Raw genomic sequence first — 14,585 nt, forward strand, 5'->3', positions numbered from 1 at the left:
CCACCGTGTAGGGATGATCGTCCCGTCGTCGAACCTGACGATGGAGACCGAGCTGCCGCGGATGCTGGCGGCGCGTGAAGCCGTGATCCCCGGCGAGCGCTTCACGTTCCACGCCGCCCGGGCCCGGATGCAGCACGTGACCCCCGAGCAACTACGAGCGATGAACACGCAGGCCCGGCGGGCCGCGGCGGAGCTGGCCGACGCCCGTCCTGACGTGGTCGCCACCGCCTGCCTCGTCGCGATCATGGCCCAGGGCCCCGGGTACCACTGCACCGCCGAGGAGGACATCACGAACGTCCTGCGTGCCGAAGGCTCGCAGGCACCCGTGGTGTCGAGCGCGGGAGCGCTGCTGTCCGGCATCGCCGCCCTCGGCGTGCGCCGGGTCGCCATCATCACCCCGTACATGGAGCCGCTGACCGAGGCCGTGGTGGCCTACCTCACCGACGCCGGGGTCGAGGTCGTCGACTCGCTGTCGCTGCAGGTGCCCGACAACCTCGCCGTGGCCCGGCTGGACCCGGCGGACCTGCGCAAGCACCACCGGAGGCTGGACCTGTCCCGTGCCGAGGCGCTGGTGCTCTCCGCGTGCGTGCAGATGCCGTCACTGGCGTCGATCCAGCCGGTGCAGGACGAGATCGGTCTGCCGGTGCTTTCCGCGGCCACCGCCACCACCCACCGCATCCTCACCGAACTCGGTCTGGAACCCCGTGTCCCCGGTGCCGGAGCGCTGCTCGCCGACTGAAGTGCCCGCCCACGACCACACCGCCGGATACACCGGGCTCGGCCCCGTCCGGGGCAACGCCGCTGAGTAGGGTTCGGTTCATGTCACGAAGCACGAGTGGGCGGGCGACCCGCACGGATTACGTCGCCGAGACACTCCGCCGAAGAATCGTCCTGGGGGAGCTCAAGCCCGGGACTCCGCTGCGGCTCGACGCACTGAGTGAACAACTCGACGTGAGCCGGGTACCGCTGCGGGAGGCCCTGCGTGAACTCCATGCCGAGGGCCTCGCCGTCACCTACCCCCAGCGGGGCGCGTTCGTCTCGGACATCGTCCGGCTCGACGTCGTCGACTCGTTCATGTTGCTGAAGACGGTTGAGGTGGCCGCCGCCGAACGGGCCGCCGCCGAGCGTCCCGAGGCGACGGCCCGGCTGATGGCGACCCGGTACGACGCTCTGAGCAACGTCATCCACTCCGACCAGAACCGGGAGAAGTACCTGACGGCGCACCAGGCCTTCCACTTCGCCGTCTTCGAGAGCATCGAGGAGTCACCCGCGCTTCAGCGGATGGCACGCATCCTCTGGAACAGCTGCGAAAGGTTCCTCAATGCCGCACACATCGAGGAACGGATCATCCAAAGCGACGACGAACACCAGCGCCTCCTGGCGTACATGGCCGCGGGCGATGTCACAGCGATCCGCGCGATCGCCGGGATGCACGTCGAACACGGCGCGGAGGCGGCACTTCATGGCCTGGGGTTCGCCTAGGGCGTGTTTCGAAAGTAGCGTCGTCCGCCCGCGAGGCAGACGGGACTTTCGAAACACGCCCTAGGAGCTCAAAGGTGATCCTTCAGCGCCCCGATCGCCGAAGCCGCGTCCAGAACCCGCGGGATCGCCTTGTCCGCGAGTGAGGGGTCGGCCGTGACGATGTTGACCGCCGCGCGGACCGGCCAGCCGGGCAGCGGGGCCGCGATGCCGTGTGCGCCGACGTTGACCTCGCAGTGCGTGACGACGTAGCCGGCCTCGCGGATCTCTTGGATGCGGTCCGGTTCGGAGGGGTCCGGGGGACCGGAGGCGAGGGCGGCGAGGCCGCCGGCGCCGCGGTCGAGGGGGTCGCGGCTGCCCCGGCGGTACCAGAACAGCGGTCCGTCGGTCGGCGGCTCGGCTACGAGTGTGGTGACGGCGGCCGTGCCGACGACCTCGACCAGGCTTGCCGTGGCGTCGAGTTGGCGCGCGAGACGGTGCAGGACGGGTTCGGCTATGGCCCGCAGGTTGGGACCGGTGCCACCGAGCAGCCCGGCAACGGCCGGGCCCACGACGTAGCGGCCGTCGTCGTCGCGCGAGGCGAACCCCTTGCGCTGGAGCGAGACGAGCAGGCGGTGCGCGATGGAGCGGTGGAACCCGGTCGCGGCCGCCACCTGGCTGGTGTTGAGCCCTTCGGGATGGCGGCTCAGCTCGACGAGGATGGTCAATCCGCGTTCGAGGGTCTGCGAGCCGCCGCTGTCGGAATCGTGCGCCACTGCCACGGCACCTCCTTGCGAATGAGAGCTATACGGTGGGGAGGATCTTGCCACGGACCTCGCCGAGGCCGATGCGCCCCCGGGCGCCGGGCGCCGAGTAGCGCAGGACGACCTCGTCGCCGTCCTCGAGGAACGTGCGCTCCTCGCCGCCCGCGGTCCACGTCTTCCTGCCGCCCCAGGACAGTTCGAGGAACGAGCCGAGCTGGTGCTCCTCAGGGCCCGAGATGGTGCCCGAGGCGTAGAAGTCGCCGACCCGCAACGAGGCGCCGTTGACGGTGAGATGGGCCAGCATCTGCGCGGGCGACCAGTACATGCAGGAGTACGGAGGGTGCGCCACGACGGTGCCGTTGACCTCGACCTCCACAGCGATGTCGTAGCCCGAGGGGCCCTGTTCCCGTAGGTACGGAAGAACGGCCGGTTCCTGGCCGGGCAGGTCCACGCGCGCGTGCTCGAGCGCGGCCAGCGGCGTGACCCACGCGCTGATGGTGGTGGCGAAGGACTTCCCGAGGTTCGGGCCGAGCGGCACGTACTCCCAGGCCTGGATGTCGCGGGAGGACCAGTCGTTGACTCCGGTGACACCGAAGACCGTCTCGGCGAACTCCGAGGTAGCGACCCGCTGCCCGAGCGGCACCGAACGGCCCACGACGAAGCCGAGCTCCGCCTCGATGTCCAGGCGCAGCGACGGGCCGAACGTGGGCGCGGGGTCGGCCGGGGCCTTGCGCTGGCCGGAGGGGCGGTGCACCGGGGTGCCGGAGACGACGATGGAGCCGGAACGGCCGTGGTAACCGACGGGCAGGTGACGCCAGTTGGGCATCAGAGCGTCCCCGTCGGGGCGGAAGATCCGGCCGACGTTGGTGGCGTGGTCGACGGACGCGTAGTAGTCGACGTAGTCGCCGACCTCGAACGGGAGGTGCAGGGTGGCGTCGGCCAGCGGCACCAGCCGCACGCGGTCGCGGTACGTGGTGTCCGTGAGCAGCTCGACCGTCCAGGAGCGCACAGCCGCCCAGGTCGCGGCGCCGGCGTCCATGAGCGGGTTGAGCGCGGGGGCGTCGAGCAGTGCAGTCCACTCGTGGCCCACGGCGGAAGCCGCGGCGCCCAGGTCGAGCACGTGGTCACCGATCCGGACGCCCACGCGACGGCCGGAGTCCGCGGTGGAGAAGACGGCGTAGGGGAGGTTGTCGACGTCGTACGCGCTGCCGGCCGCGGCCTCGACCCAGGTGGTGGGTGGGGTGGTCATGTGTGGGGCCCTTTCGGAGTTCCGTGGTGGCTCGGGAGATGGTGGCTCGCATGTGGTGGCTCGGGAGGGATCAGGCGGAGGTCGGGGCCAGGAGGCGCAGGGCGACCAGGTCGTCGAGCGGTTCGAGGACGCTGCAGGACCCGTACGAGGTGAACGCGGACCGGGCGTCCGCCGCCTCGGACGCGGGGAGCGCGCCGACCTCGCGGGCCACCGTGTCCGGGTCGCGCTCGGCGAGCGCTGCCCGGATGCCGGGCAGCGTGGCTCCGGCGCGGGCCCGCGCCGCGGCGAGCAGGACGTTGAGATAGCCGTGGTGCTCGAAGCCGGTGTCACGGCCCGTGTGCCGGACCGCGTTGTGCAGCCCGGCCGTGCACTTGAAGGGAACCCCCGCGACGACCGCCCCGTGGACCCATGCCGCCACCTCGTCCTCGGTGGGGAACGCGGCGGCCTCGGTGCCTCCCGTACGGAACTTCAGCCGGAAGCCGTGCCGGGCGACCGCGGCGAGGACCTGCTCCCACTCGCGGTGGCCGGGGCGCGGTACCTCGACGTACACGGTGGCGGGCAAGTCCACCGAGGAAGACGAGGACAGCTCGGCGAACTGCGCGGCCACGGCAAGCGTCGGGTCCGGCTTGAGTTCCAGGGCGGCGAGAACGATTCGGTCCGTCGCGGCGATGGTGTCAAGTACGGCAGGGACGGCCGCGCATCCGGCCACGACACTCACCCGCAGGCCCGCCGGGAACAGGCCGGGCTCGGCGAGGCGGGCCAGGTCGTCGAGGTCGGCCGCGGCGACGACGAGCGGGCCGACGAGATCGGCGTGCGCGGACGCGAGATGCCCGGCGTGCTCGGTCACGGCACGCGGCAGCGGGGCCAGTCCGGGAGGGAAGACCGCGGCGTCGTCCACGAGATGTCGGAAGACGAGGGGTATTGACATGCGCCACACCCTAACTGAGGATCATCGAAATGCGAACACCGGTGTTCGCTTATCGGTTAAGGCGGAGGGGTTATGGCGTACTACCGTCGAGTCGGCACCGTGCCGGAGAAGCGGCACACGCAGTTCCGTGACGAGACGGGCAGGCTCTACTACGAGGAGCTGATGGGGGAGGAGGGGTTCTCCTCCGACTCGTCGCTGCTCTACCACCGCGGCGTCCCGTCGGCGATCGTCGCCAGTGAGGTCTGGGAGCCCACCGACCAGTCAACGGCTCCCAACCACCCGCTCAAGCCCCGCCATCTCAAGCTGCACGACCTCTTCGACGCGGACAAGGCCGCGAACGTCGACGCTGTCACCGGCCGCCGCCTCGTGCTCGGCAACAACGACGTACGCATCTCGTACGTCGTGACCGGCACGGCCTCGCCGCTCTACCGCAACGCGATCGGCGACGAGTGCGTCTACGTCGAGGCGGGCGCGGGCGTCGTCGAGACCGTGTTCGGCGTGCTGCCCTACCGTGCGGGCGACTACGTGCTCCTGCCGCGTGCCACCACGCACCGCTGGGTCCCCGACACCACGGACGGGCCGAGCCGCCTCTACCCGATCGAGGCGAACAGCCACATCGCCCCGCCCAAGCGCTACCTGTCGAAGTACGGGCAGCTGCTCGAGCACGCGCCCTACTGCGAGCGTGACCTGCACGGACCGACCGGGACCCATCTCGAAGAGGGACGCGACGTGGCGGTGCTGGTCAAGCACCGCGGCGGCCCGAGCGGAGTGGTCGGCACTCGACTCGTCTACGACACGCACCCGTTCGACGTCGTGGGCTGGGACGGGTGCCTGTACCCGTACACGTTCAACATCGAGGACTACATGCCGATCACCGGCAAGATCCACCAGCCGCCGCCCGTGCACCAGGTCTTCGAGGGCGGCAACTTCGTGATCTGCAACTTCCTGCCGCGCAAGGTGGACTACCACCCGCTGGCCGTCCCGGTGCCGTACTACCACTCCAACGTGGACAGCGACGAGGTCATGTTCTACGTCGGCGGCGACTACGAGGCCCGCAAGGGCTCCGGCATCGGGATCGGCTCCCTCTCCCTGCACCCGGGCGGCCACGCCCACGGCCCGCAGCCCGCGGCCATCGAGGCCTCCCTCGGAGCCGAGTACTTCGAGGAGTCCGCGGTCATGGTCGACACCTTCCGCCCCCTCGAACTCGGCGAGGGCGGACGGGCCGTCGACGACCAGCGGTACGCCTGGGCCTGGGCGGGGCGGCAGGCGTGAGCAACCCGACGGGCGATCGACCACCAGCTCAGCGCTTCCCAAAGGACCGACCCATGGAAAACCTGGCCACCGACCCGACGTCGACGGGTGAGGCGACGGCCGCCTCGTCGCCACCGTCCGGCGAGAGTCCCCGCGCCACCCTGAAGGTCATCCGAGCGGCGATCCTCGGAACCGTCGTCGAGTACTACGACTTCGGCATCTACGGCTACATGGCCACCTTCGTCGCGGCGCACTTCTTCGTCGCGAGCGACCCGAACACGGCGCTCCTGTCGACCTTCGCCGCGTTCGCCGTGGCGTTCTTTCTCCGGGCCCCCGGCGGCATCCTCTTCGGTCACATGGGCGACAAGTACGGCCGCAAGAAGGCGCTCACCTGGACCATCCTGCTGATGGCCGTCGCCACCACCGCTATCGGCCTCATCCCCTCGTACGCCACCCTCGGCCTGTGGGCGACGGTTCTGCTGGTGCTGTGCCGCTGCGTCCAGGGCTTCGCGGCGGGCGGTGAACTCGGCGGCGCGAACGCCATCGTGTCCGAGCACGCCCCGACACACCGCCGCGCGTTCCACACCTCGTTCGTCAACACCGGCACCTACCTCGGCTCGCTGGTCGCTTCCCTGGTCGCGCTGCTGCTGACCTCCAGTGTCAGCGAGCAGACCCTGCAGGACTGGGCCTGGCGCGTCCCGTTCCTGCTCAGCGTGGTCATCGGTGTCATCGGCCTGTACATCCGCAGCCAGCTGCCGGAGACCGAGCAATTCGAGGCCGTCCAGGAGAGCGACACCGTCGAGGTCGCGAAGTACCCCATCGCCGACGTGTTCGTGAACGCCTGGCGCGAGATCGTCCTCGTCATCTTCCTCGGCGCGCTGATCGTCGGCGGCTACTACGTCGCCGGTGTGTACGCCGCCAGCTACCTGCAGACCGAAGGCGGACACTCGGCCGACTTCGCGTTCACGTCCACCTGCATCGCCATGGTCGTCGCCGTGATCAGCCTCCCGATCGCCGGATACGTCGGCGACCGCGTCGGCCGCAGGCCCGTGTTCTTCGTCGGCAGCGGCATCACCGCGATCATCGGCCTCCCGGCGTTCATGCTGATGCGCGACGCGGGCCCGGTGCTCGCCATCCTCGCCCAGTCCTCGCTGACCTTCTTCATCGGACTGGTCAACGGTGTCTCGTTCGCCGCGTACGCCGAGCTCTTCAGGGCGCGCTACCGCTACAGCGGCATCGCCATGAGCAACAACGTCACCAACATGGCGCTCGGCGGCACCGCACCCTTCATCGCCACGCTGCTGATCAACGTCACCGGAAACAACCTCGCGCCGGCCGGCTACCTCATCGCGACCGCGCTCATGACCTTCGTGGCCACCTTCTTCCTCAAGGAGACCCGCGGGACGGAGCTGGAACTGTGACCCCCCAACCGGCCAACGGCCGCCGCTTCCAAGGACGTTCGGTCGTGGTGACCGGCGCCGCCGGGGGCCTGGGCCGGGCCGACTGCCTCGCGCTCGCCTCCGAAGGAGCCCACGTCTGGGCGGCCGACCTCGACACGGACGCCGCCGAGGCACTCGTCCCCGAACTCGCCGCGGCCGGCGGATCGGGACGGGCCGTCCGGCTCGACGTCGCCGACCCCGAATCGTGGGGCGCACTGGCCGGCGAGATCGAGGCCGCGGGACCGCTGCACGGCCTGGTCAACAACGCCGGGGTCAGCCTGCGCGCGGGTATCGCCGACACCACCGTCGAGCAGTGGCGCCGCGTCATGGACATCAACCTGTCCAGCGTCTTCTACGGCCTCAAGACACTCACCCCCGCCCTGACGCGCGGCGCCCAGGACGGCGGCGCGGCCGTCGTGAACATCTCCTCCATCGCCGGCATGGTCGGCTACTTCTCCGCCACGTACGGCACCAGCAAGTGGGGCGTACGCGGCCTGTCGAAGGTCGGCGCGCTCGAACTCGCCGCCCACGGCATCCGCGTCAACTCGCTGCACCCGGGCCTCACCGGCACACCGCTCCTGCACCAGGCCGCCGACACCTCCTTCGTCGACGAGAGCCTGCGCTCCGTCCCGGCCGGGCGCCTCGCGACCCCCGAGGAGATGGCGCGCGTCGTCGCGTTCCTGCTGTCCGACGACGCCGCGTACATCACCGGCGAGGAGATGGTCGTCGACGGCGGCCTGACGTCCGGCGGGCTCTACCACCGCATCCTCGCGGGCCTGGAGGCGAAGCCGTGACCCCGCTGCTCGAAACCCTCCTGGAGGTCCAGCACCTCTACGCCGCCCAGTCGCACGCCATCGACACCGGTGACGCCGAGGCCTGGGCCGACACGTTCACCGCCGACGGGGAATTCGACTCCCCGACATACGACAAACCGGTCACCGGCCGCGCCGCACTCGTCGCCTTCGCCCGCGACCTGCACGCCGCGGCGCCGCACCTGCACCACGTCATCACCAACGTGCTGGTCCGGCCCGGAGACCGCCCCGGCGCGTACGACGTCCGCGCCAACCTCCTCATCGTCACCACCCACGACCTCGCCTCCGGGGCCGCCCGCATCGACCGCGTCACCACCATCGACGACCGGTTGCGCCGCGCCCCCGGGGACCCCGCAGACCTGAGGCTCGTACGCCGCCGCGTGACGCGCGACGGCGACGGGCCCGCAGCACACGCACCGCATCTCAAGGAGCACTCGTGACCACCCAGACGCCCGCCGACAACCCGGGCCGCGTCAACTACGACGCCCTGCCCGCCCTCAACCCCGAGCTGGCCGGCCGCACCGTCGTCGTGACCGGCGCCGGACGCGGCATGGGCGCACTCTTCCTCGAAGAGCTGGCGCGCCGCGGCGTCAACGGCGTCGGCGCGGACCTCGACCAGGAGGCGATGGCCGCCGTCGCCGAGAAGATCAACGCCAATCTTGCGGGTGTCGACGGCGCGGGCCGCGTCGTCGGGGTCGGCGCCGACGTCACCGACCCGGCCGCCGGCGACGCGATGGTCGCCGCCGCCCTGCGCGAGTTCGGACGGCTCGACCTGTGGGTCAACAACGCCGGTGTCTTCCCGCAGGCCGAGTTCACCGACATCTCGCCCGAGCAACTCGCCCTCACCTACGGCGTGAACGTCAACGGCGTCGTCTACGGCGGCCAGGCGGCCGCCCGGCACTTCCGCACCGTCGGCGGCGGCGCCATCGTCAACATGGCCTCGGTCGCCGCCGTGCGCGCCCGGCCCACCCGCGCCGCGTACAACTCCTCGAAGGCCGCGGTGAAGCACCTCACCACGTGCATGGCCGTCGAGCTCGGCCCCGACAACATCCGCGCCAACTCGATCGCGCCCGGCTTCATCGACACCGAGATGACCCGCTGGGTCCGCGAGGACCCCGCCGCGATGGACCGGGCACTCACCACGGTCCCGCTGCGCCGCATCGGCGCCCCCATGGAGGTGTTCGCCGCCCTCTACTTCCTGCTCTCCGACAGCGCCCGGTACATCACCGGCACCAACATCCCGGTGGACGGAGGCTCGCAGCATGTCTGAGCCCGACAACGGGGCGTACGACTACGACGTCATCGTGGTCGGCGCAGGCGGCGCCGGACTCGCCGCATCGGTCTCGGCCGCCCAGGCCGGCGCGCGCGTGCTGCTCCTGGAGTCCGAGGACGAGATCGGCGGCTCCACCCAGCTGTCCGCCGGACTCCTGACCGCCTCCGCCACCAGCGTCCAACAGAGCCTCGGCGTCGAGGACTCGCCCCTGCGCATGTTCCAGCACTACATGGACCTCAACGGCTGGCGGGTCCGGCCGGGCCCGGTGCGAATGTTCTGCGAGGAGTCCGGCGCGGTCGTCGACTGGCTGCTCGACCTCGGCGTCGAGATACCCGCCCAGGTCTCGCACAGCGCCCACGAACCGGGACTCACCCGGGCCGGAGTGGAGGACGTCTGGCGCGGCCACGTGCCCAAGGACCAGGGCTACGGGCTCGTCCAGGTGCTCGACAAGGCCCGCGCCCGTCTCGACGTTGACCTGGCGCTCGGCAGCCGTGTCGAGGACCTCGTGGTCCGCGACGGCGTCGTCCGCGGCGTCGTCCTCGACGGCGAGGAGGCCACCGCGCCCGCCGTCGTCATCGCCAGCGGCGGCGTCGCGGCCGACCCGGACCTCGTCCGCCGGTTCCTCCCCGACGCCGAGATCGCCGGGGACGCCCTGTTCGTGGTCGCCGCACCGGGCTCGCGGGGCGACCACGTCGGCCTCGCCGAGCGGCACGACCTGGCCCTGTTCGGCCAGGGCTGGGGACTGCTCCTGGTGACCGCCCAATTCCAGCGTTACCACCACTGGCAGAGCGGATTCCCGCCCGCCTCCCGCATCAACGTCGGTCCCGACGGCCGCCGTTGCATGGACGAGGACGCCCCGTACGCGGTCAGCCCCGGCATCCTCAAGGACCACGGCGGCTGGGTCTGGTCGGTGTTCGACGACACCGCCCGCACCGCACTGCCCGACGGCTACGCCGACTGGACCGCCGACCGCATCAAGGAGGAGGTCGCCAAGGGCGTCGTGCTGCGTGCCGACACCCTGGAGGAGCTCGCGGGCCTGATGGACGTCCCCGCGACGCACCTGACGGCGAGCGTCGGCCGCTTCAACGAACTGTTCGCCGCGGGCCACGACACGGACTTCCTGCGCCACGAGTCGCTGGCGGCCAAGGGCGCAGACCCGCACATCGCGCCGATCGCCACCGGTCCGTTCTTCGCGGTGCGCATGCTCCCCGCCGAACTGGTCTGCACCCACACCGGCCTGGAGATCGACGCCTCGACCCGAGTGCTGGGCACCGACGGCCGATCCGTCCCCGGCCTGTACGCCGCAGGTGAGGCCGCGGGCGGAATCCTCGGCGAACGCTACGTCGGCGGCGGCAACTCCGTCGCTCACGCCCTGGTGCTCGGCCGGGTCGCCGGCCGCGAGGCCGCCGCACGCGCCGCCGACCTGTCACCCCGCGCCGAGGAGGCCCCCGCATGAGCCGCGCCGACGACCGGTTCGAGATCCAGGACGTCCTGTTCCGCTACGCCCGGGCGGTGGACCGACTGGACCACGACGCCATCGCGGCCTGCTACTTCGACGACGCGATCGACGTCCACGGGGCCTATACCGGGGACGCCGCGGGACTCGTCGAGGACATCCGCGACCGGCACCGCACCATCGACTCCTCCCAGCACTTCATCTCCAACGTACTGGTGGAGTTCACCGGGGAGGACAGCGCCGACGTCGAGTCCTACTGCCTGTGCTTCCTGCGGCAGGCACCCACCGAGCCCGGCGGCGAACAGGACCTGGCGATCATCCGCTGCCGCTACGTCGACCGCTTCGAGCGGCGCGACGGCACCTGGGGTATCGCGGACCGGGTCGTCGTCTTCGACGAATCGCGGACCGTCTCCCTGACCGACGCCCTCGACCCGACGTGGGTCGCCTCGCGGCGCGACGGGGCCGATCCCGTCTACACGCGGGGACATCGCGCGGACGTATCGACGTAGGGGAGCGGCGGCCCCGGGAACCGCTCGGCTCCCGGGGCCACGGCACGCACCCCGCCGCACCGCACTGGTCCGGTCGGGCACACCTGCCACGCGGGCGGGCGTGGCGGGGCCGGATCGGGACGCGCCGAGTGTGACATGGCAGGCAGACGCCGCCATCGACCACGGAGTGCACAGGTGCTGCTGACACTGCACGAGCGCGAGCGCTTGATGATCTATACCGCCGCCAAGCTCGCAGCGGAACGCCAGGACCGAGGTCTGCGGCTCAACCTCCCTGAGGCCACGGCGCTGATCACCTCGTTCCTCCTGGAGGGCGCCCGGGACGGACGCACCGTCACCGACCTGATGGAGGCCGGGCGCACCGTGCTGAGCCGGGACGATGTCATGGACGGGGTGCCAGAGATGCTGGCGCAGCTCCAGGTGGAAGCGACGTTCCCGGACGGCACCAAGCTCATCACGGTGACCGGACCGATCTCATGACCCGCGGTGAGCACCCCAGCGACGATCCCGGGGGTGCGGGACCGCGTGGCGAGCCCCGTCACACGAGCAGCGGTCCCAACGCTCCCAGCCCGCCGCGGCGCGCCGGAACCGGCGAGCGGCAGGCGCCGCGACAGCACTACACCGGGCGGCAGCCGCACCTGGACCTGCCGACCGTGCCCGGTGAAGTCCTGTACGGAGACGGCCCGGTGACGATCAACGCCGGGAAGGACGTGCTGACGCTCCGCGTGATCAACACCGGTGACCGGCCCATCCAGGTCGGCTCGCACTATCACTTCGCGGAGGTCAACCCCGCGCTGGAGTTCGACCGCGGCGCGGCGTGGGGGCGTCGGCTCAACGTGCTCTCCGGTGGCTCCGTGCGCTTCGAGCCCGGAGCCGTGGTGAACGTTCCGCTGGTGGAGATCTCAGGTCGGCGGATCGTACCGGGGCTGCGTGGCGCATGCGGCGGCCCACTGGACGCCACTGAGGGAGAAGACCATGACTGAGGTCTCGCGCGAGGAGTACGCGGCGGCGTTCGGGCCCACTGCGGGGGACCGCATCCGGCTCGCCGACACGGAGCTGTTCATCGAGGTCGAGGAGGACCGGTGCGTCGGCGGCGACGAGGCGGTGTTCGGCGGCGGCAAGTCCGTGCGTGAGTCCATGGGCCAGTCCCGCGCGACGCGCGGTGAGGGCACCCCGGACCTGGTCATCACCGGAGCCGTCGTGCTGGACCACTGGGGTGTGGTCAAGGCCGACGTGGGCATCAGGGACGGGCGGATCGTCGCACTCGGCAAGGCGGGAAATCCCGACACGATGGACGGGGTCCACCCTGATCTGGTCATCGGCCCGTCCACCGAGATCGCCGCGGGCAACGGCATGATCCTCACCGCGGGCACCATCGACACCCATGTGCACTTCGTGGGCCCGGACATGTTCGAGGAGGCGCTCGCCGCCGGCACCACGACCGTCGTCGGCGGCGGCACCGGCCCCACTCAGGGCTCCATGGCGACCCTGGCCACCCCCGGCTCATGGTGGTTGGCCCGCATGCTGGAGTCCTTCGAGCCATGGCCGCTCAACGTGCTCTTCCTCGCCCGCGGCAACACCGTGTCGCACGAAGCACTGTGGGAGCAACTGCGCGGCGGGGCGGGCGGCTTCAAGGTGCACGAGGACTGGGGCGCCACGCCCGCCGCCGTCGACGCCGCGCTGACCGTGGCGGACGCGGCCGGAGTCCAGGTCGCGATCCACAGCGACACCCTCAACGAGGCGGGCTTCGTGGAAGACCTGCTCGCCGCGGTCCGCGGTCGCACCTTCCACGCGTTCCACACCGAGGGAGCGGGCGGCGGGCACGCGCCGGACATCATCCGCATCGCCGGCGAACCGTACGTACTCCCCGCCTCGACCAACCCCACCCGCCCCTTCACCCGCAACACCGTCGCCGAACACCTCGACATGGTGATGGTCGCCCACCACCTCAACCCTCAGGTGCCCAACGACCTGGCATTCGCGGAGAGCCGCGTGCGGGCGAGCACCATCGCCGCCGAGGACGTACTGCAGGATCTCGGCGCGCTGTCGATCATGTCGTCGGACGCGCAGGCGATGGGGCGCGTCGCCGAGGTCGTCATCCGTACCTGGCAGACCGCCGACCGCATGAAACGGCTGCGCGGCCCGCTACCGGGCGACGGACGCGCCGACAACCACCGCGCCCGCCGTTACGTTGCCAAGTACACGATCTGTCCCGCGGTCGCCCATGGCCTGGAGCACGAGGTCGGGTCCGTCGAACCGGGCAAGATGGCCGACCTCGTCCTGTGGCAGCCGGCCCTCTTCGGCGTCCGGCCCACCATGGTCCTCAAGGGCGGCGTCGCCGCCGTCGCCGCGCTCGGCGACCCCAACGGGTCCGTACCCACGCCGCATCCGGTGCTGCCCCGTCTCGGCTACAACGCCCACAGCCCGTCCGCCACCTCGACCAGCGTCGCCTTCGTCTCGCCTGCCGCGATCGAAGCGGGTCTCGCGGACCGGCTCCCGCGCGTCACCCGGCCGCTGGTCCCGGTCGCCGACGTACGGGGCCGTGGCAAGCACGACCTGCCGGAGAACACCGCGCTGCCCCGCATCGACGTCGACCCCGACACCTACGCCGTACACGTCGACGGCGAGCTCATCGAACACGAACCCGCCACCGAACTACCGCTCACCCAGCGGTACTTCCTGTTCTGACCGGGGCGCACCGGAACATGGACACGGACCGAACGGCAGGACCGGACAGCGGATGCCACCCGCTGGGAGCCCTGCTCCTGCTCACCGACGGACGTTTCCCGGCGGGTGCGCACGCCCACTCCGGCGGCTTGGAAGCGATCGTCGCGCTGGAAGGCGTACAGGACCCTGCCGCGCTGGAACTCTTCCTCAAGGGTCGGGCCGCGACAGTCGGTCGGATCGCCGCGGCCTTCGCGGCGGCCGGCTGCGCGGCAGCGGCTCAGGACACACTCGACGGCCCGGCCGGGGACCGACTCAGTGCACTGGATGCGGAGTTCGACGCCCGGACACCGTCCTCGGCTCTCCGCGCGGCGTCCCGTACGCTCGGCCGGCAGCTCCTGCGCTCGGGGCGCCGTGTCTGGCCGCATCCCGTCCTGGAGGCACTCGCCGCCATCGCGCCACGCGGCACCCACCAGCCCATCGCGCTCGGTGCGGTCGCCGCCGCCGCGCAGTTGGGCCCCAGGGCCGCGGCCTGGTCCGCGGCGCACGACGCGGTGCTCGGTCCGGCCACCGCGGCCATCCGGCTGCTCGGCCTGGACCCCTTCTCCGTGTACGAGGTGCTCGCCCGCCTCGGCCCCCTGCTGGAAACCGTGGCCACCGAGGGCACCACCTACCGTGACGCCCTCCCCGAGGATCTTCCCGCCCACGGCTCCCCGCTACTGGACCTGTCCGCCGAACGCCATGCCACCTGGGAGGTGCGTCTCTTTGCATCCTGACCACACCAC

General features: G+C 71.2%; 16 protein-coding genes. 13 read left to right on the plus strand and 3 right to left on the minus strand.

Annotated features, from left to right (window positions below; all coding sequences use genetic code 11):
- Positions 1-13 precede the first annotated feature (13 nt).
- Positions 14-739 carry a maleate cis-trans isomerase family protein gene (locus ACWD2L_RS02510; protein WP_351331287.1) on the plus strand — a complete coding sequence of 242 codons (726 nt, stop codon included), beginning with the start codon at positions 14-16 and terminating at the stop codon, positions 737-739.
- 80 nt (positions 740-819) lie between these two features.
- Positions 820-1,482, plus strand: coding sequence for a GntR family transcriptional regulator (locus ACWD2L_RS02515; RefSeq protein ID WP_351331288.1), 663 nt, complete (start codon positions 820-822; stop codon positions 1,480-1,482).
- A gap of 68 nt (positions 1,483-1,550) precedes the next feature.
- On the opposite strand, the gene ACWD2L_RS02520 is transcribed toward ACWD2L_RS02515, so the two are convergent.
- The 3 genes from ACWD2L_RS02520 to ACWD2L_RS02530 all read right to left on the minus strand — a co-directional run bounded on the left by ACWD2L_RS02520 (position 1,551) and on the right by ACWD2L_RS02530 (position 4,399).
- Complete coding sequence (locus ACWD2L_RS02520) at positions 1,551-2,240, minus strand: IclR family transcriptional regulator (RefSeq protein WP_351331289.1); 690 nt, start codon at positions 2,238-2,240, stop codon at positions 1,551-1,553.
- A 22-nt stretch (positions 2,241-2,262) separates the two neighbouring features.
- Complete coding sequence (gene fahA, locus ACWD2L_RS02525) at positions 2,263-3,471, minus strand: fumarylacetoacetase (RefSeq protein ID WP_351331290.1); 1,209 nt, start codon at positions 3,469-3,471, stop codon at positions 2,263-2,265.
- A 70-nt stretch (positions 3,472-3,541) separates the two neighbouring features.
- Positions 3,542-4,399: a hypothetical protein gene (locus tag ACWD2L_RS02530; protein ID WP_351331291.1), complete on the minus strand. Its 858-nt coding sequence runs from the start codon at positions 4,397-4,399 to the stop codon at positions 3,542-3,544.
- Between the two features lie 72 nt (positions 4,400-4,471).
- On the opposite strand from ACWD2L_RS02530, the gene ACWD2L_RS02535 reads away from it, so the two are divergent.
- The 11 genes from ACWD2L_RS02535 to ACWD2L_RS02585 all read left to right on the plus strand — a co-directional run bounded on the left by ACWD2L_RS02535 (position 4,472) and on the right by ACWD2L_RS02585 (position 14,576).
- Positions 4,472-5,671 carry a homogentisate 1,2-dioxygenase gene (locus ACWD2L_RS02535; RefSeq protein WP_351331292.1) on the plus strand — a complete coding sequence of 400 codons (1,200 nt, stop codon included), beginning with the start codon at positions 4,472-4,474 and terminating at the stop codon, positions 5,669-5,671.
- 53 nt (positions 5,672-5,724) lie between these two features.
- Positions 5,725-7,071: an MFS transporter gene (locus tag ACWD2L_RS02540; RefSeq protein ID WP_351331293.1), complete on the plus strand. Its 1,347-nt coding sequence runs from the start codon at positions 5,725-5,727 to the stop codon at positions 7,069-7,071.
- The gene (locus ACWD2L_RS02545; protein WP_351331294.1) at positions 7,068-7,883 is read left to right on the plus strand and encodes an SDR family NAD(P)-dependent oxidoreductase; all 816 of its coding nucleotides are present in this window, start codon (positions 7,068-7,070) and stop codon (positions 7,881-7,883) included. Before ACWD2L_RS02540 ends, ACWD2L_RS02545 begins: the two co-directional genes overlap by 4 nt.
- A complete protein-coding gene (locus ACWD2L_RS02550) occupies positions 7,880-8,341 on the plus strand; it encodes a nuclear transport factor 2 family protein (protein ID WP_351331295.1) in 462 nt (153 codons plus the stop codon). Before ACWD2L_RS02545 ends, ACWD2L_RS02550 begins: the two co-directional genes overlap by 4 nt.
- Positions 8,338-9,171, plus strand: a complete 834-nt coding sequence (locus ACWD2L_RS02555) for an SDR family NAD(P)-dependent oxidoreductase (RefSeq protein WP_351331296.1) — start codon at positions 8,338-8,340, stop codon at positions 9,169-9,171. Before ACWD2L_RS02550 ends, ACWD2L_RS02555 begins: the two co-directional genes overlap by 4 nt.
- Positions 9,164-10,630 carry an FAD-dependent oxidoreductase gene (locus tag ACWD2L_RS02560; RefSeq protein ID WP_351331297.1) on the plus strand — a complete coding sequence of 489 codons (1,467 nt, stop codon included), beginning with the start codon at positions 9,164-9,166 and terminating at the stop codon, positions 10,628-10,630. Before ACWD2L_RS02555 ends, ACWD2L_RS02560 begins: the two co-directional genes overlap by 8 nt.
- Positions 10,627-11,139: a nuclear transport factor 2 family protein gene (locus ACWD2L_RS02565; protein WP_351331298.1), complete on the plus strand. Its 513-nt coding sequence runs from the start codon at positions 10,627-10,629 to the stop codon at positions 11,137-11,139. The genes ACWD2L_RS02560 and ACWD2L_RS02565 overlap by 4 nt, the downstream gene beginning before the upstream one ends.
- A gap of 174 nt (positions 11,140-11,313) precedes the next feature.
- Positions 11,314-11,616 (plus strand): urease subunit gamma, encoded by a 303-nt coding sequence (locus ACWD2L_RS02570; RefSeq protein WP_351331299.1) that lies wholly within the window; start codon positions 11,314-11,316, stop codon positions 11,614-11,616.
- A 173-nt stretch (positions 11,617-11,789) separates the two neighbouring features.
- Positions 11,790-12,119, plus strand: a complete 330-nt coding sequence (locus ACWD2L_RS02575; RefSeq protein ID WP_351331355.1) for an urease subunit beta — start codon at positions 11,790-11,792, stop codon at positions 12,117-12,119.
- Positions 12,112-13,824 carry an urease subunit alpha gene (locus ACWD2L_RS02580; protein WP_351331300.1) on the plus strand — a complete coding sequence of 571 codons (1,713 nt, stop codon included), beginning with the start codon at positions 12,112-12,114 and terminating at the stop codon, positions 13,822-13,824. Before ACWD2L_RS02575 ends, ACWD2L_RS02580 begins: the two co-directional genes overlap by 8 nt.
- Positions 13,825-13,841: 17 nt before the next feature.
- Positions 13,842-14,576: an urease accessory protein UreF gene (locus ACWD2L_RS02585; RefSeq protein WP_351331301.1), complete on the plus strand. Its 735-nt coding sequence runs from the start codon at positions 13,842-13,844 to the stop codon at positions 14,574-14,576.
- Positions 14,577-14,585: the final 9 nt, after the last annotated feature.

The sequence above is a fragment of the Streptomyces sp. NPDC002754 genome, assembly GCF_053592315.1.

Coding starts and splice junctions, on each gene's coding strand:
- ACWD2L_RS02580 (WP_351331300.1), top strand. CDS start 12,112: ATGACTGAGGTCTCGCGCGAGGAGTACGCGGCGGCGTTCGGGCCCACT.
- ACWD2L_RS02515 (WP_351331288.1), top strand. CDS start 820: ATGTCACGAAGCACGAGTGGGCGGGCGACCCGCACGGATTACGTCGCC.
- ACWD2L_RS02510 (WP_351331287.1), top strand. CDS start 14: ATGATCGTCCCGTCGTCGAACCTGACGATGGAGACCGAGCTGCCGCGG.
- ACWD2L_RS02560 (WP_351331297.1), top strand. CDS start 9,164: ATGTCTGAGCCCGACAACGGGGCGTACGACTACGACGTCATCGTGGTC.
- ACWD2L_RS02530 (WP_351331291.1), bottom strand. CDS start 4,399: ATGTCAATACCCCTCGTCTTCCGACATCTCGTGGACGACGCCGCGGTC.
- fahA (WP_351331290.1), bottom strand. CDS start 3,471: ATGACCACCCCACCCACCACCTGGGTCGAGGCCGCGGCCGGCAGCGCG.
- ACWD2L_RS02565 (WP_351331298.1), top strand. CDS start 10,627: ATGAGCCGCGCCGACGACCGGTTCGAGATCCAGGACGTCCTGTTCCGC.
- ACWD2L_RS02535 (WP_351331292.1), top strand. CDS start 4,472: ATGGCGTACTACCGTCGAGTCGGCACCGTGCCGGAGAAGCGGCACACG.
- ACWD2L_RS02540 (WP_351331293.1), top strand. CDS start 5,725: ATGGAAAACCTGGCCACCGACCCGACGTCGACGGGTGAGGCGACGGCC.
- ACWD2L_RS02585 (WP_351331301.1), top strand. CDS start 13,842: ATGGACACGGACCGAACGGCAGGACCGGACAGCGGATGCCACCCGCTG.